Here is a 21,115-nt window from a genome sequence, read left to right as displayed (position 1 = left end):
TACACCCAACCTGCGTGGTTACTTGCGTGCAGCCTCCCAGGATTTGAGCAGTTCGCTGTAGCTCACGGTTTCGCCCTTGGGCTTCTCGTTGGCCAGTTTCGGCTTCGGTGCCCCCGGCTGGTCGAACCAGTACTGGGCATCACGCTCCTTGTTCAGCTTGGGTGCGCAAGTCGCCTGAGCCTTGGAGCGCTCCAGACGCTCGAGGATGCGGTCCTGATCCTTGGCCAGGCCATCCAGCGCCTCCTGCGGGGTCTTCTCGCCACTCGCCGCCTCGGCGATATGGCTCCACCACAGCTGCGCCAGCCGCGGGTAGTCCGGCACGTTGGTGCCGGTCGGAGTCCATTGCACCCGCGCCGGGCTGCGGTAGAACTCCACCAGCCCACCGAGCTTGGGCGCAAGATCGGTCATGGCCTGGGAGTTGATGTCCGACTCGCGGATCGGCGTCAGCCCGACAATGGTCTTTTTCAGCGAGACGGTCTTGGAGGTGACGAACTGGGCGTATAGCCAGGCGGCCAGGCGCTGCTTCTCTGGCGTCGACTTGAGGAAGGTCCAGGAGCCAGCATCCTGATAGCCAAGCTTCATGCCCTCCTCCCAGTACGGCCCCTTGGGCGACGGTGCCATGCGCCACTTCGGTGTGCCGTCGGCATTCATCACCGGCAGGCCTGGCTTGGTCATGTCGGCGGTAAAGGCGGTGTACCAGAAAATCTGCTGGGCGATGTTGCCCTGGGACGGCACCGGCCCGGATTCGGAGAAAGTCATGCCCTGGGCCTCTGGCGGCGCATAGGCGCGCATCCAGTCGACATATTTTTGCGTGGCGTAGACCGCAGCCGGGCCATTGGTGTCGCCGCCACGGGTAACGCTGGAGCCGACCGGATGGCAGTCTTCGACGCGAATGCCCCATTCATCCACCGGCAAGCCGTTGGGCAGGCCCTTGTCGCCACCACCGGCCATGGAGAACCAGGCATCGGTGAAGCGCCAGCCCAGCGAAGGGTCTTTCTTGCCGTAGTCCATGTGCCCGTAAACGCGTTTGCCGTCGATTTCCTTGACGTCCTCGCTGAAGAACTTGGCGATGTCTTCATAGGCCGACCAGTTCACCGGCACGCCCAGCTCGTAGCCGTACTTTTCCTTGAACTTGGCCTTGAGGTCGGGGCGGTCGAACCAGTCGGCGCGGAACCAGTAGAGGTTGGCGAACTGCTGGTCAGGCAGTTGATAGATCTTGCCGTCCGGCGCGGTGGTGAAGGAGATGCCGATAAAGTCCTTAAGGTCCAGGGTCGGCGAGGTGTAGTCCTTGCCTTCGTTGGCCATCAGGTCGGTGATGGATTCAGTCTTACCATAGCGAAGGTGGGTACCGATCAGGTCGGAATCATTGACCCAACCGTCGTAGATATTCTTGTCCGACTGCATCTGCGTCTGCAGTTTTTCCACCACGTCGCCTTCCTGCAGCAAGTCGTGGGTCAGCTTGATCCCGGTAATCTCGCTGAATGCCTTGGCCAGCACCTTGGCCTCGTACTCATGGGTGGCGATGGTTTCCGACACCACGTTGATCTTCATCCCGCGAAACGGCTCGGACGCCTTGATGAACCACTTCAACTCTTCAAGCTGCTGCTCGGGAGTCAGGGTCGAAGGCTTGAACTCGCTGCCGATCCACTTCTTGGCGGCATCTTCATAGGCATCGGCCCAGGCACTGGCGTGAAAGCTGCCAAGCACCAGCAGGGCTGCCAGGGTCAAATGTCGCCGGTTCTTGTTGTTGTCGAACATTGTGATCTCCCGATTGAGTATTTTCCCGGAGCCCTGCCGATTGCCCTCGGCTAACCCCAGCGCATCACCACCAACAGCCAGGCCAGGGACAGCAGCGAGGCTACCCACAGGTTCCAGTCGCTGAGCCCGATTACCAGCAGGTGCAGGTAAGCGCTGACCAGCAAACCAATGAACAACCGGTCGCCACGGCTGGTGGCGATCGGCAGAAAACCACGACGCTCGACGCACGGCCGGCGCAGCTCATACAGCGTCATGCCCAGCAGCAACAGGCCGATCGAGGCGAAGAAGATCGTTGTTGGCAAAGTCCAGGCCATCCAGTCCATAGCGCGCTCCTCAGACCCGGCCCAGGGCAAAGCCCTTGGCGACATGGTTACGGACAAACCAGATCACCAGCATGCCCGGCAGAATGGTCAGTACCCCGGCAGCGGCCAGCACGCCCCAGTCGATTCCCGAGGCCGACACCGTTCGGGTCATCACCGCGGCAATCGGCTTGGCGTTCACCGAGGTCAGGGTGCGTGCCAGCAGCAGTTCGACCCAGGAAAACATGAAGCAGAAAAACGCCGTGACGCCGATGCCGGAGCCAATCAGCGGCACGAAGATCTTCACGAAGAACCGCGGGAAGCTGTAGCCGTCGATGTAGGCGGTTTCGTCAATTTCCTTCGGTACTCCGGACATGAAGCCTTCGAGAATCCACACCGCCAGCGGAACGTTGAACAGGCAGTGGGCCAGGGCCACGGCAATGTGCGTATCGAACAGGCCGATGGACGAATACAGCTGGAAGAACGGCAGGAGAAACACTGCCGGTGGCGCCATGCGGTTGGTCAGCAGCCAGAAGAACAGGTGTTTGTCGCCAAGAAAGCGGTAGCGCGAGAAGGCATAGGCTGCCGGCAAGGCCACGCTCAGGGAGATCACCGTGTTCAGGCACACGTAGTACAGCGAGTTGATGTAGCCGCTGTACCAACTGGGGTCGGTGAAGATCACCCGGTAGTTGTCGAAGGTGAAGTTCTGCGGCCACAGGGTCAGGCCGCCGAGGATCTCGGTGTTGCTCTTGAACGACATGTTCAGCAGCCAGTAGATCGGCACCAGCAGGAACAGGATGTACAGCAGCAGCGGCAGCGTCTTGCGCAGGTTCATGGGCGGCCCCTACTGTTTGTCGGCATGGGTCATGGCGGTATAGAACAGCCATGACACCAGCAGAATGATCAGGAAGTACACCAGCGAGAACGCCGCCGCAGGTCCCAGGTCGAACTGCCCGACCGCCATCTGCGTCAGGGTCTGGCTGAGGAAAGTAGTGGCATTGCCCGGCCCGCCACCGGTGAGCACGAACGGCTCGGTGTAGATCATGAAGCTGTCCATGAAGCGCAGCATCACCGCGATCAACAGCACGTTCTTCATCTTCGGCAACTGGATATGCCGGAACACCGCCCAGGCCGAAGCGCGGTCGATGCGCGCCGCCTGGTAATACACGTCGGGAATTGCGCGCAGGCCGGAGTAACACAGCAGCGCCACCAGCGAGGTCCAGTGCCAGACGTCCATCACCAGCACTGTGACCCAGGCGTCCATGGTGTTGGCGGCATAGTTGTAGTTGATGCCCAGCTGGTTGAGTGAAGCACCCAGCAGGCCGATATCGGCACGGCCGAAAATCTGCCAGATGGTGCCGACCACGTTCCACGGGATCAGCAGCGGAATGGCCATGACGATCAGGCACAGGGACGACCAGCGGCCCTTGGTCGGCATGGTCAGGGCGACGGCGATCCCCAGGGGGATTTCAATCAGCAGCACGCAGGCCGAGTAGATGAACTGGCGCAGCAGGGAGTCGTGCAGGCGCGGGTCCTGCAGCACCTGGCGGTACCAGTCGGCGCCAACGAAGTAGCGGCTGGACTGGTCGAAAATGTCCTGCACCGAGTAGTTGACCACGGTCATCATCGGTACCACGGCGCTGAAGGCCACCAGCAAAAACACCGGCAGCACCAGCCACCAGGCCTTGTTGTTGGGCACCTTGTTCATGGCCGGGCCTCCAGCAGCACGTCATCGGCATAGAGCATCAGCCACTGCGCCGGAAAACTGATCCAGGCCTGGCCCACCGGCAAGGCGCGGTCCTCGCCCAGGCGCACTTTGAGCGGCACGCCTTGCAGGTCGAGGCTGAGAATCTTGTAGGTCCCCAGGTCTTCGACATCCACCACCCTGGCGCTGAAGCCTTCGTCGAACGGCGCGTCCCAGACCTGGACGAATTCCGGACGGATGCCCACCTGCAGGTGCGTGGTGTTGCTCGCTGCCAGGCGCTCCTGCAGATCCCCAGGCAATGGCAGGTGGATGCCGGCAAAGCCGACCCCGCCGGGCTGCACCTGCACCGGGATCAGGTTCATCCCCGGGCTGCCGATGAAGTAGCCGACAAAGGTGTGGCGCGGCCGTTCGAACAACTCGCGGGGGGTGCCGAACTGGACGATCTGCCCGCCATACATCACCGCGATCTTGTCAGCGAAGGTCGAGGCTTCGAGCTGATCGTGGGTGACGTAGATCATGGTGATGTTGAACTGCTCATGGATCTGCTTGAGCTTGCGCCGCAGCTTCCATTTAAGGTGCGGGTCGATCACCGTCAGCGGCTCGTCGAAGAGGATCGCCGAGACGTCGTCGCGCACCAGGCCGCGGCCCATGGAGACCTTCTGCTTCTCATCGGCGCTGAGGTTGCGGGCTTTCTTCTTCAACAGGTTACCCAGGTCGAGCACCTCGGCGATCTCTGCCACCTTCTTGCCGATGCGCACGTCATCCAGGCCCTGGTTGCGCAGCGGAAAGGCCAGGTTGTCGAACACTGTCATGGTGTCGTAGACCACCGGGAACTGGAACACCTGGGCGATGTTGCGGGCCTGCGGCGACAGCGCGTTGACCACCTTGCCATCAAACAATACCTGGCCCTGGGACGGGCTGAGCAGCCCGGAAATGATATTGAGCAACGTGGATTTGCCGCACCCCGAAGGCCCGAGCAAGGCATAGGCACCGCCCTGCTCCCAGACATGTTCGAGCTCGCGCAAGGCATAGTCGTCAGCGCCCTGCGGGTCACGGCTGTAGCTGTGCGCCAGCTGTTGCAGGCGAATCTCGGCCATCAGGCGACCCTCGCTTCACGCAGGCCCGGCGCCTGCACCAGCTGCCCGGCGGTGTCGAAGACAAACAGCTTGTGGGTGGGGATGAACACCCGGATCGGCGCATCGACGTGGTACTCGTGCACGCCAGGCAGGTGCAGGACCAGGCGAAAGTGCTCGTTGCGCACATGCAGGAAGGTTTCCGAGCCGCTGATTTCCGCCAGTTCCACCAGCACTGCCAGCTCCAGGTCATCGTCGTTGGACGGCACCAGGCTGATATGGCTCGGGCGCACGCCAAAGCGGTAATCGCCATCGCCAATGCGGCGCAGATCGGCGTTCATGGCGAAATGCACGGCACCGGCAAAACTCACCTCATTGCCGCTGATACGCCCGGGCATCAGATTGATCGGCGGCTCGGAAAACAGCTCGGCGGCCAGCACCGTGCGCGGCTGGTGATAGACCTGGGCAGTGGGCCCGCTCTGCACGATGCGCCCTTCATGGAGGATGGTGGTGGTGCCACCCAGGGCCAGGGCTTCGTTGGGTTCGGTGGTGGCGTACACGGCAATGCAATGGCGGGCGGCGAACAGCTCGCGCATCTCCTGGCGCAACTCTTCACGCAGCTTGTAGTCGAGGTTCACCAGCGGCTCATCGAACAGGATCAGTTCGGCGTCCTTGACCAGTGCCCGAGCCATGGCCGTGCGTTGCTGCTGACCGCCCGACAGCTCCAGCGGCAAGCGTTGCAGAAACGGCTCGATACGCAGGATCTGCGCGGTCTGCTGGACTTTCTCGCGGATCAGCGCTTCGGCCATGCGCGCCTGGCGCAAGGGTGAGGCAATGTTCTCGAACACGCTCAGGGTCGGGTAGTTGATGAACTGCTGATAGACCATCGACACATTGCGCTGGCGCACCGGGCGGCCGGTGACATCTTCGCCATTCATCAGCACCCGGCCACGGTCCGGCCGATCAAGCCCGGCCATCAGGCGCATGAGGCTGGTCTTGCCGGCCAGGGTGCGGCCAAGCAGCACATTGAACGAGCCGGGCTCGAAGCTCAGGCAGGCATCGTCGATGCACACCTGGTTATCCACGGTACGGCTGACATGTTCGAGCGTGAGCGACATGGCGCGGCCTTCTTGTTGTTATCGAGCAGGCGCACAAGGCAGAGCCAGATTCGTGCCAGCGGTTGCCAAGCCTTTGCCGGCAAAAGCAATTCAGCGAACTGACCGATGGCCGGGGTTCACACCTGAACAGAAATGAACAGCCTTCGCTGCACAGTTGAACAGCCGCGGCATTGACAATGAACAGGACTGAACAACACTGGATCAGACAAAAACAACAACACTGCCGCCGGCAGAGGACGGGCCCATGGCCGCATCCACCAGCGCCCATGCGCAACTGATCCAGGCCTCCTGGCAGCGCTGCCGCGCCTACGGCCTGGATCACCAGTCACAACCGCAGTTCGGCGAAGCATCCGCCGCCCAGGTCAGCGAACTGCTCGAACGCGAGCATTCACTGCTGGGCACCACCCGCGACGAGGTGCTGCCGCAATACGCGCACCTGCTCGGCAACTCCAGTTACCTGATCATGCTCAGCGACCATCAGGGCCAGTTGCTCGATGCCTGGGGCACCCGCCGCTTTATCGACCCGCGCCAGCGCCACGGCTTTGTCGCCGGCGCCTGCTGGCGGGAACAAGGGGTGGGCACCAATGCCATCGGCACCGCCCTGGCTACCGGCGAGGCGGTGCATGTCAGCCAGGATGAGCACTTCCTCAAGCTCAACCGCTTCATGGCCAGCGCCGCCGCCCCCTTGTTCGACGCCGAGCGCCAGTTGATCGGCGTACTCGATGTGTCCAGCGACAGCTACCTGCCGGCGGCGCAAACCCAGGGCCTGGTGCGGATGATGAGCCAGAGCCTGGAGAACCGCCTGATCCTGGCGCGCTTTGCCGGGGATTACCGGCAACTGAGCTTCAATACCGGCGCCAACAACCTCGACAGCCAATGGGCCGGGCTGCTGGTGTTCGATGACCAGGGCCGGGTGCTGGCGGCCAATCGCCGGGCCGACAGTTTGCTCGGCCAGAATCCGTTGCAACTGAACCTGGAGCAGTTGTTCAGGACGCCCCTGGTGCAACTGCTCGGCCACAGCGCAGAGCAACCGTTCGCCGTGCAGGTGACCGGGCGCAACCGTTTTCATTGCCTGTTGCATGCCCCCACCCAAGCCCCGCGGGCCACACCGGTCAGCCATGCGCAAACCACCTGCGACCCGCGTATCGACAAGGCCCTGCACCAGGCCGGGTTGTTGCTGGAAAAGGACATTCCGCTATTGATCGAGGGCGAAACCGGAGCCGGCAAGGAAGTCTTCGTCAATGCCCTGCACCGCGCCAGCAGCCGCGCCGGCCAGCCGTTGATTGCGGTGAACTGCGCAGCGATTCCGGCCGAGCTGGTCGAGTCGGAGCTGTTCGGCTACGAGAAAGGCGCATTCACCGGCGCCCATCACAAGGGCAATATCGGCCTGATCCGCAAGGCCGACCGGGGCATCCTGTTTCTCGATGAAATCGGTGACATGCCGCTGCCGACCCAGGCACGCCTGCTGCGTTTTCTGCAGACCCGCAACATCCAGCCATTGGGCAGTGGTGAACCGATCCCGGTGGATATCCGCGTGGTCTCGGCGACCAACCAGAACCTCGCCGACCAAGTACGTCTGGGCCACTTTCGCCAGGACCTGTACTACCGCATCGCCGGTCTCAGCCTGATGCTGCCGCCCTTGCGCGAACGCAGCGACCGCCTGGCCCTGATCGAACAGCTCCACCAGCAGCACCGCGAGCCCGGGGCGCCGACGCAACTGCCCGGCAAGGTGCTGGAACTGCTGCTCCAGCACCCCTGGCCGGGCAACCTGCGCCAGCTGGCCAGCGTGCTCCAGGTCGCACTGGCGCTGGCGGGCGGGCGGCCGATTGCTGTGGAGCACCTGCCGGACAGTTTCTTTGCCGATCTGCCCGCCTCCAGGCCGCAGCCCCCCGTGTTGCCGTCACCAGCTAGCGCTGACGACCTCGGCCAGCGCCTGCAAGGCCTCAACGGCAATATCTCGGCCCTGGCCCGGGCCCTGGGCATCAGCCGCACCACCCTGTACAAGCGCCTGCACGCCCAGGGCCAGGCCGGTACAGTTGACGAACGCCTGGGCTGATGGTCAGATGCCTGCCAGTTTCAGGTGCCTGCCGCCGCCGTGCGTCAGGTGAAACGGGAAGCCGGTGCGTCGTTATCGACCAGTCCGGCGCTGCCCCCGCAACGGTAAGCGAGTGAAGCATTCAACCCGCCACTGTGCCCACAGGCATGGGAAGGCGAATGGCTTCAAGCCTCGCAAGCCCGGAGACCGGCCTGAAGCCCCACGACTGCACGCAGTCATTTAGGCAAACCTGCGGAGGGCGGGCACGAGCCGGCTGCCTGGCGCGTGTTGGCTGGGGCCCTCCTGTGCGCTTCGCGAATGTTTTTCGAGAAGTCCATGACAGCAACAACCCCCAAGCGTCGCCGCGGCCGCGTCGCCGAAGATGAAATCCAGAGCAAGCCCGAGTGGTCGCAGATCCCCGAGCATACCCGCCACGTGATGCTCTGCACCGGCCCTCGCTGCGTGCAACGCGGTGCCCTGCCGCTGTGGAAAGTCCTGCGCCGCGAGCTGCTGGTGGCCAACCGTATCGAAACCACTGACGGCGTGCTGCTGACCCGCAGCCATTGCCAGTTCCCCTGCAACCTCGGCCCAGTGCTGACGGTGTATCCGGACCGTTGCTGGTACCGGGTAGCCAACGCCGAAGACGCGCAACGGCTGGTGCGCGAACACCTGATCGAGGGCCAGCCGGTGCCCGATCTGCTGCTCAATGGCCAGGTGTCATGAGGTGGTTCGGCGCCAGCTTGCTGGCCGTATTGAGCAGCAGCGCCCTGGCCCTGGACTATCAAAACTGCGGGCAGACCTGGCAACTGCCACATGACCGTCCACAACGCATCCTGGCCCTCAACCAGCACGCCGCCGACCTGCTGCTGGCCCTTGAAGCCGGCCCAACCCTGGCCGCGGTCAGCTATATCGATGACGACCCGCAAGCCCTGGCCAGCGGACGCTATCGCGGCGTCCCCCTGCTGTCACGCCGCTACCCGGCAACCGAGGTCGTCTATGCCCAGGGTTACGACCTGCTGGTCGGCGGTTTTGCCAGTGCCTTTCGCGACAGCGACGGCGTAGCCCTGCGCACGACCTTGAAAGCCAACGGCATCGGCACTTACCTGCTGGAGAACGCCTGCGCGCCAGCGACCGAAAACGGCTTTGCCGCCGTTGAACAAGACCTGCGTGTCCTCGGCCGTCTGCTGCAGCGCGACGCCCAGGCCAGCCACCTGATCGCCCGCCAGCACCAGGATCTGGCCGCCGCTAAAGCCATCGCCGGGCACGGGCAGCCGCTGTCGGTGTTTTACCTCGACAACGAGGTCAACGGCCTGCACAGCGAAGGCAAGCGCGGCTTCATCACCCAGCTGATCGACGCGGCGGGCGGCCGCAACCTTTACGCCGAGGTCGAGCTGAACCGGGTCACGGTCGATGCCGAAAGCCTGCTGCGCGCCGACCCCGACGTCATCATCCTTGCCGATGCAGTGTGGTCGCCCGCCGCCGGCAAGCGCGCTTACCTGCGCAAGCACCCGGCGCTCTCGCACTTGCAAGCCGTGCGCAACAATCGCCTGATCGACCTGCCCTTCACCCACATCCTTGCCGGCGAACACAGCGCCAGCACCGCGCTGAGCCTGGCGCGGCAGCTGCGCGCCTTCAAGCAAGACCTACCTTGAGTCATCACAGCAGATTCCGCTGTCAAACCCACTATTTCAGCTTTACCGGCTGAGCGCCCAACGCGCTTCAGCCGGGATTTATCATTGATCACGTCGACAATAAGCACACAGCCAACCCCGGATGCGTGCCTCGATGCAAACAACAAATACAGTCTTGATGATCCGCCCGGCGCGGTTCGCCTTCAACCCGGATACCGCCCTCAACAACCGTTTCCAGCAAGCCCTGCTCGAGCCGGAGCAGGCACAGCAGAAAGCGCTGGAAGAGTTCGATGGTTATGTCGACACCCTGCGCCAGCACGGCGTCGAAGTGCTGGTGGTGCAGGACACCCCGGCGCCGCACACCCCTGACTCGATTTTCCCCAACAACTGGTGGAGCAGCCACGCCGACGGCAGCCTGGTGCTCTACCCGATGGAAGGCCAGAACCGCCGCCTGGAGCGCAGCAAGGGCGTGCTCAAGGTGCTCGAAGAGCGTTTTGCCGTCCGTCAGACCATCGATCTGAGCCCCCTGGAACAGCAGAGTATGTATCTGGAAGGGACCGGCAGCATGGTCCTGGATCGCGAGCACCGGATCAGCTATGCCTGCCATTCCGGGCGCACCCACACCCAGGCCCTGCGCCTGTTCGCCGAACAGCTCGACTATCGCCTGTGCCTGTTCCACGCCGTCGACCGCCACCAGGCGCCGATCTATCACTGCAATGTGATGATGAGCGTTGGCCGCGGGCTCTCGGTGGTCTGCCTGCAGGCCCTGCCCGAGGCCGCCGAGCGCCGCGCCCTGGAGCATTCGCTGCGCGACACCGGCAAGGACATTTTGACCCTGGATTTCGACCAGCTCGAAGGTTTCGCCGGCAACATGCTTGAAGTCCACGACAAGCAAGGCCAGCCGCTGCTGGTGATGTCGCGCAGCGCCTGGCGCTCGCTCAGCCCCGAACAGCGCCGGCAGGTCGAACAGCACAGCCACCCGGTGGTGGTGAACATCGACCATATCGAGCGCATTGGCGGCGGCAGCGCGCGCTGCATGCTCGCCGAAGTGCACCTGCCCGTCCGTCACTGATTACAACAAAGGAGTTCATCATGACCCGCTATATCGACGTTACCGACCTCAGCCGCCTGGTGGCATGCAAAGGCCTGAGCACCTGCATCAGCGAAATGGCCGAGTACATCCGTGAGGACTACCTGCGCTGGCAGGACTTCGAAAAATGCGCACGCCTGGCCAACCACTCGCCCGATGGCGTGATCGAGCTGATGCCGGTGTCCGACGCCAACCTGTACGCCTTCAAGTACGTCAACGGCCACCCGAAAAATACCCATCGCGGCATGCTCACGGTAATGGCCTTCGGCGCCCTGGGCGACGTCGATACCGGCGCGCCGGTGCTGCTCAGCGAAATGACCCTGACCACCGCTATCCGTACCGCCGCGACCTCGGCCCTGGCCGCCCGCTACCTGGCGCGCAAGGACAGCCGCAGCATGGCGCTGATCGGCAACGGCTCGCAAAGCGAGTTCCAGGCCCTGGCCTTCCACGCCCTGCTGGGCATCGAAGACATTCGCCTGTATGACCTGGACCCGGCCGCCAGCGCCAAACTGGTCGCCAACCTCAGCGCCTTCCCTGCAATCAAGGTAACCGTCGCCGGTTCCGTCGCCGAAGCGGTGCGCGGCGCCGACATCGTCACCACGGTGACCGCCGACAAGGCCTACGCCACCATCCTCACGCCGGAGATGATCGAGCCGGGCATGCACCTCAATGCCGTCGGCGGTGACTGCCCGGGCAAGACCGAACTGCACCGCGAGATCGTCGAGCGCGCGCGGGTGATCGTCGAGTACGAACCGCAAAGCCGCATCGAAGGCGAAATCCAGCAAATGCCCGCCGACTCGCCGACCACCGAATTCTGGCAAGTGATCAACGGCCAGGTGGCCGGTCGCGAAAACGCCGCGCAAGTGACGCTGTTCGACTCGGTCGGCTTCGCCCTCGAAGATTACTCGGCGCTGCGTTATGTGCTGGACGTGGCCAAGGCCCTGGACATCGGCAGCGAGATCGCCCTGGTGCCGGAACTCAAGGACCCGAAAGACCTGTTCGCGCTGCTGCGTGCACCGGTTGAAAACCTGCAGAAAAAACGCGCCTGAACCCGACCGATTCTGCCGTGCCACCGCGCGGCAGATCGGAAACTGCTGCAAGGGAAGCTTAAACAGGAGGTGCCTCAGCCGATTCGGCTGCCATACACGCGTTAACAGCAAAATCCGGCAGCCGACGCCGGCGCAAACGACACAAAAAAAACGTCGTCATCGCGCATTCTGAGCCCGACCAGAGAGTCACTAAAAGACCAGAAGCGCACCACTGCCCTACATCAACTATAAAACTCAGGGATACTCATATGACTTCGCTGCGAAAGCTCCTCAGCGTGCTGCTCCTGCCACTGTGCGCAAGTGCGGTGCAGGCCAAGGAATGGACCGAGATCCGTTTCGGCGTCTACCCCGAATACCCCCCTTTTGAATCCGTTGCCGCCGATGGCAGCCTGCAAGGCTTCGACATCGAGCTGGGCAACGCCATCTGCGCCAAGCTGCAAGTCAAATGCACCTGGGTGCACAACGAATTCGACGGCATGATCCCGGCCCTGCGGGCACGCAAGTTCGACGCAATCATGTCGTCGATGGCGGTGACCCCGGCGCGGCAGAAACAGATCGACTTCAGCGCCCGGCTGTTCCTCAGCCCGACTTCGGTGATCGTGCGCAAGAACGCCGACTTCGGCGACACCCCCGAATCGCTCAAGGGCAAGCAGGTCGGCGTATTGCAGGGCTCGCTGCAGGAAGCGTATGCCCGTGCCAAGCTGGCGCCGCTGGGGGCCCAGGTCAAGGCCTACCAGGCCCAGGACCAGAACTACGCCGACCTGATCAACGGCCGCCTCGACGCCACCCTGACCGACAAGCTCGAAGCCCAGCTGAACTTCCTCACCAAGCCCGAAGGCGCCGACTTCAAGAGCGGCCCGGCGATCAAGGACCCCACCCTGCCCCTGGACATCGCCATGGGCCTGCGCAAGAACGACAGCGAGCTCAAGGCCCTGCTCGACAAAGGCATTGCTGCGGTGCATGCCGATGGCACCTTCGCCGCCATCCAGAAGAAGTACGTCGGCGACCTGGATATCTACAACGAGTAAGCCGTGTCGTCGTGATCGGTTCGCCCTGAGCTGATCACGGCCGCATTTGCCCTGCGTCCTACCGAGATTTTTCCCGTGAACGACTTCCTTCACTCCCATGGCTGGCAGGCCCTGAGCTTGCAGGGCTTCGGCCCGCTGTTGCTGCAAGGGACCTGGATGACCCTGAAACTGGCGCTGCTGTCGCTTGGCCTGAGCCTGGCCCTGGGCCTGTTCGGCGCCAGCGCCAAGCTCTCGCGGCTGAAACTGCTGCGCGTGCCGGCAACCCTGTACACCACCCTGATTCGCAGCGTGCCGGACCTGGTGCTGATCCTGCTGATCTTCTACACCCTGCAACTGTGGCTCAACGACCTGACCGAACTGCTCGGCTGGGACTACTTCGAAATCGACCCGTTTACTGCCGGGGTCATCACCCTGGGCTTCATCTACGGCGCCTACTTCACCGAGAACTTTCGCGGCGCGATCCTCAGCGTCCCGGCCGGGCAGCTGGAGGCAGCCACAGCCTATGGGCTGAGCAAGGCGCAACGCTTTCGCCTGGTGCTGTTCCCGCAACTGATGCGCTTCGCCCTGCCGGGCCTGGGCAACAACTGGCTGGTGCTGCTCAAGTCCACCGCGCTGGTGTCGATCATCGGCCTCGCCGACCTGGTCAAGGCCGCGCAGAACGCCGGCAAGACCACCAACAACACCCTGTACTTCCTGATCATCGCCGGGCTTGTGTACCTGCTGATCACCACCCTCTCCAACCGCCTGTTCAAGCACCTGGAGCGGCGTTACAACACCGGCATCAAGGGGCTGGCACGATGATCGAACTCTTTGAACAGTACGGCCAGGCCTACCTCTACAGCGATGGCGCCGGGCTTTCCGGGCTGGCCATGACCCTGTGGCTGTTCGTCATCACCATGGTCCTGGGCTTTTTCCTGTCGCTGCCGCTGGCCCTGGCGCGGGTGTCGCGCAACCTGTGGCTGCGCTGGCCGGTGGAGTTCTACACCTTCGTGTTTCGCGGCACGCCGCTCTACATCCAGTTGCTGATCTGCTACACCGGCCTGTACGGGCTGGAGGTGGTGCGCGATCACGCCCTGCTCGACCAGTTCTTTCGCAATGCGCTGAACTGCACCCTGCTGGCCTTCGTGCTCAATACCTGTGCCTACACCGTGGAGATCTTCGCCGGGGCGATTCGCAACATTCCCCATGGCGAGATCGAAGCGGCCCAGGCCTATGGCCTGCACGGCTGGAAGCTGAACCTGTTCGTGGTCTTGCCCGCAGCCCTGCGCCGTTCGCTGCCGGCCTACAGCAACGAACTGATCCTGATGCTGCACGCCACGTCGCTGGCCTTCACCGCCACCATCGCCGACATCCTCAAGGTCGCCCGCGATGCCAACGCCGCCACCTTCCTGACCTTTCAGGCCTTCGGAACGGCGGCGCTTCTGTACATGTTGCTGTCCTTCGCGCTGGTCGGGCTGTTTCGCCTGGCCGAGCGGCGCTGGATGGGTTTTCTTGTTCCTGCCCGAGGCTAATTCATGACCACTACCGCACACGCCCTGGCGACCGCCGAGCCCACTCCCCGCAGCCGCCCAAGCCCGCGCATCGCCAGCGTTGCCGCCGATGCCACGGTCAAGCTGAGCGTTGCCGACCTGCACAAACGCTATGGTGAACATGAAGTGCTCAAGGGCGTCTCGCTGCAGGCGCGCAAAGGCGACGTGATCAGCCTGATCGGCGCCAGCGGCTCGGGCAAGAGCACCATGCTGCGCTGCATCAACTTCCTCGAGCAACCCGATGCCGGGGTCATCACCCTCGATGAACAGACGATCGAAATGCGCCAGGGCCGCGCCGGCACGCGCGCGCCGCATCCGGCGCAACTGCAGAACCTGCGCACGCGCCTGGCCATGGTGTTCCAGCACTTCAACCTGTGGAGCCACATGACCGTGCTGGAGAACATCTGCATGGCGCCGCGGCGGGTGCTCGGGGTCAGCAGCCAGGAAGCCGAAGCCCGGGCGCGCAAGTACCTGGACAAGGTCGGCCTGCCGCCGCGGGCTGCCGACCAGTACCCGGCGTTCCTCTCCGGTGGCCAGCAACAGCGGGTGGCGATAGCCCGGGCCCTGGCCATGGAGCCGGAAATCATTCTCTTCGATGAACCGACCTCGGCCCTGGACCCGGAGCTGGTCGGTGAAGTGCTGAAAGTCATACAGACGCTGGCCGAGGAAGGCCGTACCATGCTCATGGTCACCCACGAGATGGGCTTTGCCCGCCAGGTGTCGAGCCAGGTGCTGTTTCTGCATCAGGGCCGGGTCGAGGAACAGGGAAGCGCCGAGATACTTGACCAGCCGCAGAGCGAGCGCCTGCAGCAATTTCTTTCCAACCGTTTGAAGTGAAGCCGAACCTGCATGGATACCAAGGTCAACAGCCCACAGACCACGCCGCCCCTGGACCGGATCGACGAAGCGATCATCGACGTGCTGCGCCATAACGGGCGCATCACCTATGAAAAGCTCTCATCGCTGGTGCACCTCACCCCACGCCCGTGCCTGGAGCGGGTGCGCAAGCTGGAACGGCGCGGGGTGATTCGCGGCTATGGCGCGATCATCGATGTGCAGATGGTTTCGCCCGGTTTGTCGCTGCTGGTGCTGGTGGCCCTCTCCAACCAGAGCGGGCGCGCGGCGCAAAAGGCGTTTGAAGCCTGCGTGCGCGCCTGCCCGCAGGTGTTCGACTGCCAGCTGATCAGTGGTCACTTCGACTACAGCCTGCGCATGCGTTGCCGTGACATGGAGCACTATCGGGTGCTGACCGAGACCTGGATGAACAACGACGAGCTGCACATCGACAAGCTGGTCGCCCACCCGGAGCTGGCGGTGGTGAAGAACACCGCCCCCCAGCTCTAACCCCGCAATCAGGTACGCGGCGGCGCCACCGGCCCGCTGCGCGACCAGTCCAGCAACAGGCTGTAGGCCACCGCCAGCAAGGTCGGGCCGATGAACAGGCCGATAAAGCCGAAGGCCAGCAGGCCGCCAAATACCCCAAGCAGGACAATCACCAGCGGCAGGTTGCCGCCACGGCTGATCAGGTAGGGTTTGAGCACGTTGTCGACGCCGCTGATGATGAAGGTACCCCAGAGGCCGAGGAACACCGCCATGCCGTATTCGCCCTGCCAGGCCAGCCAGGCGGTGGCCGGGACCCAGGCCAGTGGCGGGCCCATGGGGATCAGGCTGAGCATGAAGGTGACGATCCCCAGCACCAGCGCCCCCGGTACACCGGCGATCAAAAAGCCGATCAGCGCCAGTACGGCTTGCGCCGCTGCCGTGCCGATCACGCCGTTGACCACCCGTTGCACGGTACCGGCCACCAGGTCCAGGTAGTACTCGGCACGCTCGCCGATCAGCCGGTCCAGCAGGCGCAGCACGAAAGCCGCCAGCCGTGGCCCGTCACGGTAGAAGAAGAACACGAAGACCAGGCTCAGGGTCAGCTCGAGAATGCCGCTGCCGATCTGCGCGCTGCGCGCCAGCAGCCAATTGCCGACCTGGCCCAGGTACGGCTTGATGGTGGTCAGCAAGGCCGCGCCCTGCTGGTCGATGGTGTCCCACATGCCCACCAGACGTTCGCCCACCAACGGCACGCCACCTAGCCAGCTCGGTGCATCGGGCAGGCCGTCGACCTGCACGTCGCGTACGAAGGCGGTGGCATCACGAATATGGTCGGCCAGGTTGAAGCCCAGCCACACCAGCGGCAGTGCCACCAGCAAGATCCACAAGGTGGTCAGCAAGCCTGCGGCCAGGGTTTCGCGACCGCCGAGCAGGCGGGTCAACAGGCGCATCAGCGGCCAGCTGGCATAGGCCAGGATGGCGCCCCAAAGTAGCGCCGAAATAAACGGCGCCATCACCCACAGGCCGGCGCCAAGCAGCGCCAGCAGGATTATCTGCACCAGCAGGCGGTCATTATTTGGCATCATGCTTCTCGATCAACGAATCAGTTCGACGTGGAAACCATCGGTCTCTGCGCTACCCACTTCCAGTCGCGCCGAAAGTACTCCGGCCTTTACCAACTGCTCGCGCCAGGCTTCGGCCTTGGCCCCGCTCAGGCTCACGCGCAAGGTGGTGTTGTTGTTCAGGCTGCGCCCGATCAGGTTGACCCAAGCCTGCGCTGGCTCGCCGTTCAAGTCAGGGTAGTCGAGCTTGCCGGTGTCGAGCAGTTCGCGCATCAAGGTCGCTGCAGTTGGCAGCAACTCGCCCAGGGGCGCCTCGGCGACAAACTCTTCGACATGCAGGTAGGCGCGCTTGTTGCCACGGGTGACGCTGTACAGCGCGATCAGGGTGTTGCTCTGCTCGGCGGAGCGGCGCAGCAGGATGAACGCCTGTTGCTCGTCGGCGCCCGACAGCGTGCGGTTCTTGAACACCTCGTTGGCCCACAGGCTGTTCTCGCCACAATCGCGGGCCTGGCACCAGAACAACGGATAACCGCCATCCTTCTGCAAGGCTTCGCGGGCTGCGGTGAAGGCTTCGTTGGCGCTGCGCTCGCGAGGCAGCTCGTAGGTGGTCGAGCTGACCTGGCCACGGCTCTCGATCTTGCCGTCGACCCGCAGCTGGTTGCTGATCTTGCGCAGGCCGCCCAGCGGGTAGATGCGCTCCTGCAACACTGGAGGGCGCTGATCGACCACTTTGGCGTCCAGCGGCACCGGCAACCCCTCGGCCAGCAACGGCGCGCTGGCGAGAACGCCGAGCCCGGCCATCACCGCCTGGATAAAAGGTTTGAGCCTCATAGGCACGCCACCGAGCGCGGGGCGTCAAGGTGGTCAACGGATGTGGCGTTGTCTTGCTCGTTCATGGTTGTCTCCCTGTTCAACCCGCCAAGCCTCGACAGTTGCCCGCCACAAGTCAAGGAATGCCAAAGAAGCGATTGAAACAGTCTGCAACAAGGGTTGCGCCGGCCTCGTCATTCAGGTGCAGGTGATGGCCGCCCGGCAGTTGTTCTCGCTCAAAGGGTAGCTGCTCAAGCAACGCGCCGTGGCGCGCCAGCATGCCCTCGGCTGCCACCACCAGTTTCGCCGGGCAGGCGATGCGCTGCACAAAGCTCATGGCCTGGGCTTCGTTGAGCCGGGTGGGCGATGGCAGGGTCAGGCGGCTGTCACTGCGCCAGCTGAAACCACCGGGTACCGGCATCAGCCCACGCTGGGCGAGCAGCTCGGCGGCTTCGCGGCTGACCGCCACCAGGCCCTTCATGCGCGCCTCGATTGCCTGGTCGAGGGTCGGGTGCACCGCCTTGCGTTTACTGTCCAGGCGCAGTTGCGCCTGCAGGGCCATGCCCATGCGTTCGGCGGCATCCTGAGGGCCGCTGGTGGGCGGGATCACCCCGTCGATCAAGGCCAGGCGAGTGACCCGTTCGGGCAGCGAACCGGCCAGCAGCACCGAAATGATCGCCCCAAGCGAATGCCCGAGCAGGGCAAAATGCGCCCACCCCATCTGCTCGGCGACCCGCAGCACATCGTGGGCGTAATCGGCCAGGGCATAGCCGGCGCCAGCCGGGCGATGGTCGGAATGGCCATGGCCGGCCAGGTCCAGGGCCAGGATGCGCAGGCCCTTGAGCCGGGGCGCCAGGCGGGAAAAGCTGTTGGCGTTGTCGAGCCAGCCGTGCAAGGCGATTACCGGCAGGCCATCGGCGGGCCCGAACAAGTGTGCGGCCAGCTCGATATGACCCAGGTTCAGGCGAACTTCTTCCATTTCGCTACTCATGCCGGGGTGTCCTGCCAGCGGTCGAACAGGTCCTTGATCAGGCTCGCGGTATCGGTGGGGTGCTCCAGCGGAAACATATGGCCGCCGGGCAGACTGTGGTATTCGCCTTTCGGCATGCCACGCACGGCCAGGGCGTGATGACGCTTGACCACTCGGCTATGACTGCCACGGACCATGGCCAGGGGCAACTGCAACTGTTTGGCCGGGCTTGGGCTGGTGTGCGGCAGGCTGCGGTAGATGCTGATCTCCGTGGCCGGATCAAAGCGCAGGCGCAAGCCGTCTTCGTCAGGCTGCAGTCCATGCTCCAGGTAGGCGTCCAGGCATTCCGGGTCGAAATGCCGGAACAACGTCTTGCCAGCAAAGTAGGCCCGCGCGCTGTCACGATCGGCAAAGGCTTCGCGGCGACCCATCGTGCGCCCGGCCGGGGTGATGCGATCGATGAAACCCATGCGCTTGGCTGCCTGGATCAGCCACTGATCGACCCGGGTCAATACCGGCGAATCGAGCATCACCACACCACGGTAGTACTGCGGGCAGCGCATGGCCGCATGCAGGTGCAACACGCCACCCAAGGAATGACCGACGCCCCAGACCGGGCCGGGTTGTTGCTCCAGGTGATGGATCAGTTCGTCGACCAGGTTCTGCCAGTTGTCATTGACCGGAAAACGCGGATCGTGGGCGTGCTGGGCCAGGTGGGTCACCTGATAGTCGGGGGCCAGCGCAGCAAAGAGCTTGCCGTAAGTGGCCGAGGGGAAGCCATTGGCATGGGCGAAGAAGATCTGCTGCGACATGGCCGCCAATCCAGAGGGAAGTGATGGCTCATTGTCGGCAACCGCACCCGCTGCGGCAATGTCCGGAAAGGCCATCGGCGACGGCAATCAGGTCAATACTCGCCGAAACTGGCCATGGAGCGGCGCAGGCAGGCCTGCATATAGGCCAGCTGCTGCTCCAGGGCTTCGCGGGCACGGCGTTTGTCTTCGGCATCGAGCTCGAGCCGACGCAAGGCCAGGCAACTGGTCTGCAGCAGGTGTGACATACGGATGCTGGCCTGGCGCAGCTGCTCCAGCTCGTACTGGCCTTCGAACTTGCGCAGCAGGTAGTCGAGCTTGGCGTCGGCGCTGTCCTGCAGCATGCGGTACTCGGCAAAATCCAGCGCCTGGTGCTTGCGCACCTTGTCGAGCGTCGGCTGCACATCGGCCGAGTACACCAGATCCAGATGTCTACTGCTCATAGTCGAATTCCCTGGGACACCCTGCCCCGCAACTTCAACGCACGCTAACAAGCTGCACGGAGCACGACAACTGGTAAAAATGTCAGGTCGATCAGCGGCTCGGTGCGTCCTGGCCCAGGGGAATCACGGCAATAGTCAGACGCGAAATGCAGCTGGCCTTGCCCTCGTCGCTGCTCAAGCGAATATCCCAGACGTGGGTGCTGCGGCCGATGTGCACCGGCTTGGCCGTCGCCGTCACCCGCCCGCTGCGGATCCCGCGCAGGTGGTTGGCGTTGATTTCCAGGCCCACGCAGTAGAACTTCTGCGGGTCGATGCACAGGTAGCTGGCCATCGAGCCGACGGTTTCGGCCAGCACCACCGAGGCGCCGCCGTGCAGCAGGCCGTAAGGCTGGTGGGTGCGGTGATCGACGACAATGCTGGCGCTGAGTGAGTCCTCGCTGAAGGCCTCAAAGCGGATGTCCAGCACTTCGCCGATGGTGTTTTTCAGCAACGCGTTGAGGTGATCGATATCAGGCTGGGTGTGCCACAGGCTCATGGGATCAATCCTTCTTGTCATTGTTGTAGCGGGTGATTCATGGGTGATGCAGGTTACTCAGGGTCATCAGCCCGGCCAGCGGCCATTCGCCTTCGAGCTGCGCCAGGCTGGCGGTGCTCATTGCCGCCGGGTGCCGGTAGTTACCATGTTCCAGCAAGCCGACCAGGTTGCCCACCAGCGGTTGGTGACTGACCAGCAGCACCTCCTCCACGCCCAGTTTGTCCAGCTCGGCGATGACCGCTTGCGGGTCACTGTCGGGGGTCAGCCAGGACACGGTCTGCACCGGTTTGGCAAACCCGAGCGCTTCATGGACCAGGGCAGCGGTCTGCTGGGCACGTACATAGGGGCTGGCGAGGATCACCTGCAGCGGCTGCCCAAGCAACACCGCCGCGCTGCGCAGCACCTGCTCGCGGCCATGGGCGGTGAGCCGGCGCTCGGCATCGGTGTTGGCCCGCTGCTCGGCCTCGCCGTGACGCAGAACCCAGAGCTTCACAGCTTCGGCTCTTCGTCGCGTACCGGATGCGGCGCAGGCGGTACGCTGTGCGCGGCTTCGCCTTCCGGCGCGCGCGGGGTTGGCCAGTCGGCGAACGGCCAGGGCTTCTGGTCGCTGTGGAAGCTGCCGAAGCGGCCGATCTGGGCCAGGAACTGGCTGAGGCTGTCGCCGAAATTCATCAGGCTGGCGCTCGGTGCACCGTAAATCAGCCGGTAGATCAGTTGCACCAGCACCAGGCCACCGAGCAGCAGTTCGGCCAGTTGCCAGACCACCAGGAATACCAGCATCCACAGTACGCGCAAGATGATCGATTCGCGCTGGGTCTGGTTCGAAGATTCGTTCATGTCCTGCTCCTG

24 protein-coding genes and 1 riboswitch are annotated in these 21,115 nt (G+C 63.7%); of the genes, 10 read left to right on the top strand and 14 right to left on the bottom strand.

The window, feature by feature from the left end; all coding sequences use genetic code 11:
- Positions 1 to 18: 18 nt before the first annotated feature.
- Genes LOY45_RS08730 through LOY45_RS08705 form a run of 6 tightly spaced genes read right to left on the bottom strand, consistent with a single transcriptional unit; the run spans position 19 to position 5,953 of the window.
- Positions 19 to 1,758: an ABC transporter substrate-binding protein gene (locus LOY45_RS08730; protein ID WP_036994421.1), complete on the bottom strand. Its 1,740-nt coding sequence runs from the start codon at positions 1,756 to 1,758 to the stop codon at positions 19 to 21.
- 50 nt (positions 1,759 to 1,808) lie between these two features.
- Entirely contained in the window at positions 1,809 to 2,081 is a 273-nt protein-coding gene (locus tag LOY45_RS08725) for a DUF2160 domain-containing protein (RefSeq protein WP_115087908.1), read from the bottom strand.
- A gap of 10 nt (positions 2,082 to 2,091) precedes the next feature.
- A complete protein-coding gene (locus tag LOY45_RS08720; protein WP_010224614.1) occupies positions 2,092 to 2,892 on the bottom strand; it encodes a carbohydrate ABC transporter permease in 801 nt (266 codons plus the stop codon).
- A 9-nt stretch (positions 2,893 to 2,901) separates the two neighbouring features.
- Positions 2,902 to 3,765 (bottom strand): carbohydrate ABC transporter permease, encoded by an 864-nt coding sequence (locus tag LOY45_RS08715; protein WP_115087909.1) that lies wholly within the window; start codon positions 3,763 to 3,765, stop codon positions 2,902 to 2,904.
- Positions 3,762 to 4,859, bottom strand: coding sequence for an ABC transporter ATP-binding protein (locus LOY45_RS08710; protein ID WP_258578972.1), 1,098 nt, complete (start codon positions 4,857 to 4,859; stop codon positions 3,762 to 3,764). Before LOY45_RS08710 ends, LOY45_RS08715 begins: the two co-directional genes overlap by 4 nt.
- Positions 4,859 to 5,953 (bottom strand): ABC transporter ATP-binding protein, encoded by a 1,095-nt coding sequence (locus LOY45_RS08705; RefSeq protein WP_258578971.1) that lies wholly within the window; start codon positions 5,951 to 5,953, stop codon positions 4,859 to 4,861. Before LOY45_RS08705 ends, LOY45_RS08710 begins: the two co-directional genes overlap by 1 nt.
- A 244-nt stretch (positions 5,954 to 6,197) precedes the next feature.
- Here LOY45_RS08705 and LOY45_RS08700 point away from each other — a divergent pair, with 244 nt between their 5' ends.
- From LOY45_RS08700 to LOY45_RS08655, 10 genes are all read left to right on the top strand, one after another.
- Complete coding sequence (locus LOY45_RS08700) at positions 6,198 to 8,009, top strand: sigma-54-dependent Fis family transcriptional regulator (RefSeq protein WP_258578970.1); 1,812 nt, start codon at positions 6,198 to 6,200, stop codon at positions 8,007 to 8,009.
- Positions 8,010 to 8,014: 5 nt separating this feature from the next.
- Positions 8,015 to 8,218: riboswitch (cobalamin riboswitch) on the top strand.
- A 106-nt stretch (positions 8,219 to 8,324) separates the two neighbouring features.
- On the top strand, positions 8,325 to 8,711 hold the full coding sequence (locus LOY45_RS08695; protein WP_051636725.1) for a (2Fe-2S) ferredoxin domain-containing protein: 387 nt from the start codon (positions 8,325 to 8,327) through the stop codon (positions 8,709 to 8,711).
- Positions 8,708 to 9,640: an ABC transporter substrate-binding protein gene (locus tag LOY45_RS08690; RefSeq protein WP_258578969.1), complete on the top strand. Its 933-nt coding sequence runs from the start codon at positions 8,708 to 8,710 to the stop codon at positions 9,638 to 9,640. The genes LOY45_RS08695 and LOY45_RS08690 overlap by 4 nt, the downstream gene beginning before the upstream one ends.
- A gap of 133 nt (positions 9,641 to 9,773) precedes the next feature.
- A complete protein-coding gene (gene ctlX, locus LOY45_RS08685; protein WP_233674512.1) occupies positions 9,774 to 10,691 on the top strand; it encodes a citrulline utilization hydrolase CtlX in 918 nt (305 codons plus the stop codon).
- Between the two features lie 20 nt (positions 10,692 to 10,711).
- Entirely contained in the window at positions 10,712 to 11,758 is a 1,047-nt protein-coding gene (locus tag LOY45_RS08680) for an ornithine cyclodeaminase (RefSeq protein ID WP_258578968.1), read from the top strand.
- A 248-nt stretch (positions 11,759 to 12,006) separates the two neighbouring features.
- The gene (locus LOY45_RS08675; protein WP_115087914.1) at positions 12,007 to 12,786 is read left to right on the top strand and encodes an ABC transporter substrate-binding protein; all 780 of its coding nucleotides are present in this window, start codon (positions 12,007 to 12,009) and stop codon (positions 12,784 to 12,786) included.
- Positions 12,787 to 12,861: 75 nt separating this feature from the next.
- The gene (locus LOY45_RS08670; protein ID WP_258578967.1) at positions 12,862 to 13,587 is read left to right on the top strand and encodes an ABC transporter permease; all 726 of its coding nucleotides are present in this window, start codon (positions 12,862 to 12,864) and stop codon (positions 13,585 to 13,587) included.
- Positions 13,584 to 14,297 carry an ABC transporter permease gene (locus LOY45_RS08665; protein WP_134063483.1) on the top strand — a complete coding sequence of 238 codons (714 nt, stop codon included), beginning with the start codon at positions 13,584 to 13,586 and terminating at the stop codon, positions 14,295 to 14,297. Before LOY45_RS08670 ends, LOY45_RS08665 begins: the two co-directional genes overlap by 4 nt.
- A 3-nt stretch (positions 14,298 to 14,300) precedes the next feature.
- Positions 14,301 to 15,152, top strand: coding sequence for an ABC transporter ATP-binding protein (locus LOY45_RS08660; RefSeq protein WP_233674513.1), 852 nt, complete (start codon positions 14,301 to 14,303; stop codon positions 15,150 to 15,152).
- 12 nt (positions 15,153 to 15,164) lie between these two features.
- On the top strand, positions 15,165 to 15,659 hold the full coding sequence (locus LOY45_RS08655; RefSeq protein WP_010224632.1) for an Lrp/AsnC family transcriptional regulator: 495 nt from the start codon (positions 15,165 to 15,167) through the stop codon (positions 15,657 to 15,659).
- Between the two features lie 8 nt (positions 15,660 to 15,667).
- Here LOY45_RS08655 and LOY45_RS08650 read toward each other — a convergent pair whose 3' ends face one another.
- The 8 genes from LOY45_RS08650 to LOY45_RS08615 all read right to left on the bottom strand — a co-directional run bounded on the left by LOY45_RS08650 (position 15,668) and on the right by LOY45_RS08615 (position 21,103).
- Positions 15,668 to 16,720 carry an AI-2E family transporter gene (locus LOY45_RS08650; RefSeq protein WP_115088498.1) on the bottom strand — a complete coding sequence of 351 codons (1,053 nt, stop codon included), beginning with the start codon at positions 16,718 to 16,720 and terminating at the stop codon, positions 15,668 to 15,670.
- 12 nt (positions 16,721 to 16,732) lie between these two features.
- The gene (locus tag LOY45_RS08645; protein ID WP_115087917.1) at positions 16,733 to 17,500 is read right to left on the bottom strand and encodes a DUF4892 domain-containing protein; all 768 of its coding nucleotides are present in this window, start codon (positions 17,498 to 17,500) and stop codon (positions 16,733 to 16,735) included.
- A 145-nt stretch (positions 17,501 to 17,645) separates the two neighbouring features.
- Complete coding sequence (locus LOY45_RS08640; RefSeq protein WP_233674514.1) at positions 17,646 to 18,500, bottom strand: alpha/beta hydrolase; 855 nt, start codon at positions 18,498 to 18,500, stop codon at positions 17,646 to 17,648.
- On the bottom strand, positions 18,497 to 19,291 hold the full coding sequence (locus tag LOY45_RS08635; protein WP_115087919.1) for an alpha/beta hydrolase: 795 nt from the start codon (positions 19,289 to 19,291) through the stop codon (positions 18,497 to 18,499). Before LOY45_RS08635 ends, LOY45_RS08640 begins: the two co-directional genes overlap by 4 nt.
- A gap of 92 nt (positions 19,292 to 19,383) precedes the next feature.
- Complete coding sequence (locus LOY45_RS08630; RefSeq protein WP_115087920.1) at positions 19,384 to 19,731, bottom strand: hypothetical protein; 348 nt, start codon at positions 19,729 to 19,731, stop codon at positions 19,384 to 19,386.
- A 91-nt stretch (positions 19,732 to 19,822) separates the two neighbouring features.
- Positions 19,823 to 20,266, bottom strand: coding sequence for a hotdog fold thioesterase (locus tag LOY45_RS08625; RefSeq protein WP_115087921.1), 444 nt, complete (start codon positions 20,264 to 20,266; stop codon positions 19,823 to 19,825).
- A gap of 37 nt (positions 20,267 to 20,303) precedes the next feature.
- Positions 20,304 to 20,759: a phosphohistidine phosphatase SixA gene (gene sixA, locus LOY45_RS08620; RefSeq protein ID WP_258578966.1), complete on the bottom strand. Its 456-nt coding sequence runs from the start codon at positions 20,757 to 20,759 to the stop codon at positions 20,304 to 20,306.
- Positions 20,756 to 21,103 carry a DUF4389 domain-containing protein gene (locus tag LOY45_RS08615; RefSeq protein ID WP_010224647.1) on the bottom strand — a complete coding sequence of 116 codons (348 nt, stop codon included), beginning with the start codon at positions 21,101 to 21,103 and terminating at the stop codon, positions 20,756 to 20,758. Before LOY45_RS08615 ends, sixA begins: the two co-directional genes overlap by 4 nt.
- Positions 21,104 to 21,115: the final 12 nt, after the last annotated feature.

This window comes from Pseudomonas wadenswilerensis, assembly GCF_024749185.1.
GTDB lineage: Bacteria > Pseudomonadota > Gammaproteobacteria > Pseudomonadales > Pseudomonadaceae > Aquipseudomonas > Aquipseudomonas wadenswilerensis.
This window is presented reverse-complemented; position numbering and strand designations above follow the sequence as displayed.

Bases quoted from the DNA above. Each gene is read 5' to 3' on its own strand.
- LOY45_RS08730 (WP_036994421.1), bottom strand. From the start codon at position 1,758: ATGTTCGACAACAACAAGAACCGGCGACATTTGACCCTGGCAGCCCTG.
- LOY45_RS08725 (WP_115087908.1), bottom strand. From the start codon at position 2,081: ATGGACTGGATGGCCTGGACTTTGCCAACAACGATCTTCTTCGCCTCG.
- LOY45_RS08720 (WP_010224614.1), bottom strand. From the start codon at position 2,892: ATGAACCTGCGCAAGACGCTGCCGCTGCTGCTGTACATCCTGTTCCTG.
- LOY45_RS08715 (WP_115087909.1), bottom strand. From the start codon at position 3,765: ATGAACAAGGTGCCCAACAACAAGGCCTGGTGGCTGGTGCTGCCGGTG.
- LOY45_RS08710 (WP_258578972.1), bottom strand. From the start codon at position 4,859: ATGGCCGAGATTCGCCTGCAACAGCTGGCGCACAGCTACAGCCGTGAC.
- LOY45_RS08705 (WP_258578971.1), bottom strand. From the start codon at position 5,953: ATGTCGCTCACGCTCGAACATGTCAGCCGTACCGTGGATAACCAGGTG.
- LOY45_RS08700 (WP_258578970.1), top strand. From the start codon at position 6,198: ATGGCCGCATCCACCAGCGCCCATGCGCAACTGATCCAGGCCTCCTGG.
- LOY45_RS08695 (WP_051636725.1), top strand. From the start codon at position 8,325: ATGACAGCAACAACCCCCAAGCGTCGCCGCGGCCGCGTCGCCGAAGAT.
- LOY45_RS08690 (WP_258578969.1), top strand. From the start codon at position 8,708: ATGAGGTGGTTCGGCGCCAGCTTGCTGGCCGTATTGAGCAGCAGCGCC.
- ctlX (WP_233674512.1), top strand. From the start codon at position 9,774: ATGCAAACAACAAATACAGTCTTGATGATCCGCCCGGCGCGGTTCGCC.
- LOY45_RS08680 (WP_258578968.1), top strand. From the start codon at position 10,712: ATGACCCGCTATATCGACGTTACCGACCTCAGCCGCCTGGTGGCATGC.
- LOY45_RS08675 (WP_115087914.1), top strand. From the start codon at position 12,007: ATGACTTCGCTGCGAAAGCTCCTCAGCGTGCTGCTCCTGCCACTGTGC.
- LOY45_RS08665 (WP_134063483.1), top strand. From the start codon at position 13,584: ATGATCGAACTCTTTGAACAGTACGGCCAGGCCTACCTCTACAGCGAT.
- LOY45_RS08660 (WP_233674513.1), top strand. From the start codon at position 14,301: ATGACCACTACCGCACACGCCCTGGCGACCGCCGAGCCCACTCCCCGC.
- LOY45_RS08655 (WP_010224632.1), top strand. From the start codon at position 15,165: ATGGATACCAAGGTCAACAGCCCACAGACCACGCCGCCCCTGGACCGG.
- LOY45_RS08650 (WP_115088498.1), bottom strand. From the start codon at position 16,720: ATGCCAAATAATGACCGCCTGCTGGTGCAGATAATCCTGCTGGCGCTG.
- LOY45_RS08645 (WP_115087917.1), bottom strand. From the start codon at position 17,500: ATGGCCGGGCTCGGCGTTCTCGCCAGCGCGCCGTTGCTGGCCGAGGGG.
- LOY45_RS08640 (WP_233674514.1), bottom strand. From the start codon at position 18,500: ATGAGTAGCGAAATGGAAGAAGTTCGCCTGAACCTGGGTCATATCGAG.
- LOY45_RS08635 (WP_115087919.1), bottom strand. From the start codon at position 19,291: ATGTCGCAGCAGATCTTCTTCGCCCATGCCAATGGCTTCCCCTCGGCC.
- LOY45_RS08630 (WP_115087920.1), bottom strand. From the start codon at position 19,731: ATGAGCAGTAGACATCTGGATCTGGTGTACTCGGCCGATGTGCAGCCG.
- LOY45_RS08625 (WP_115087921.1), bottom strand. From the start codon at position 20,266: ATGAGCCTGTGGCACACCCAGCCTGATATCGATCACCTCAACGCGTTG.
- LOY45_RS08615 (WP_010224647.1), bottom strand. From the start codon at position 21,103: ATGAACGAATCTTCGAACCAGACCCAGCGCGAATCGATCATCTTGCGC.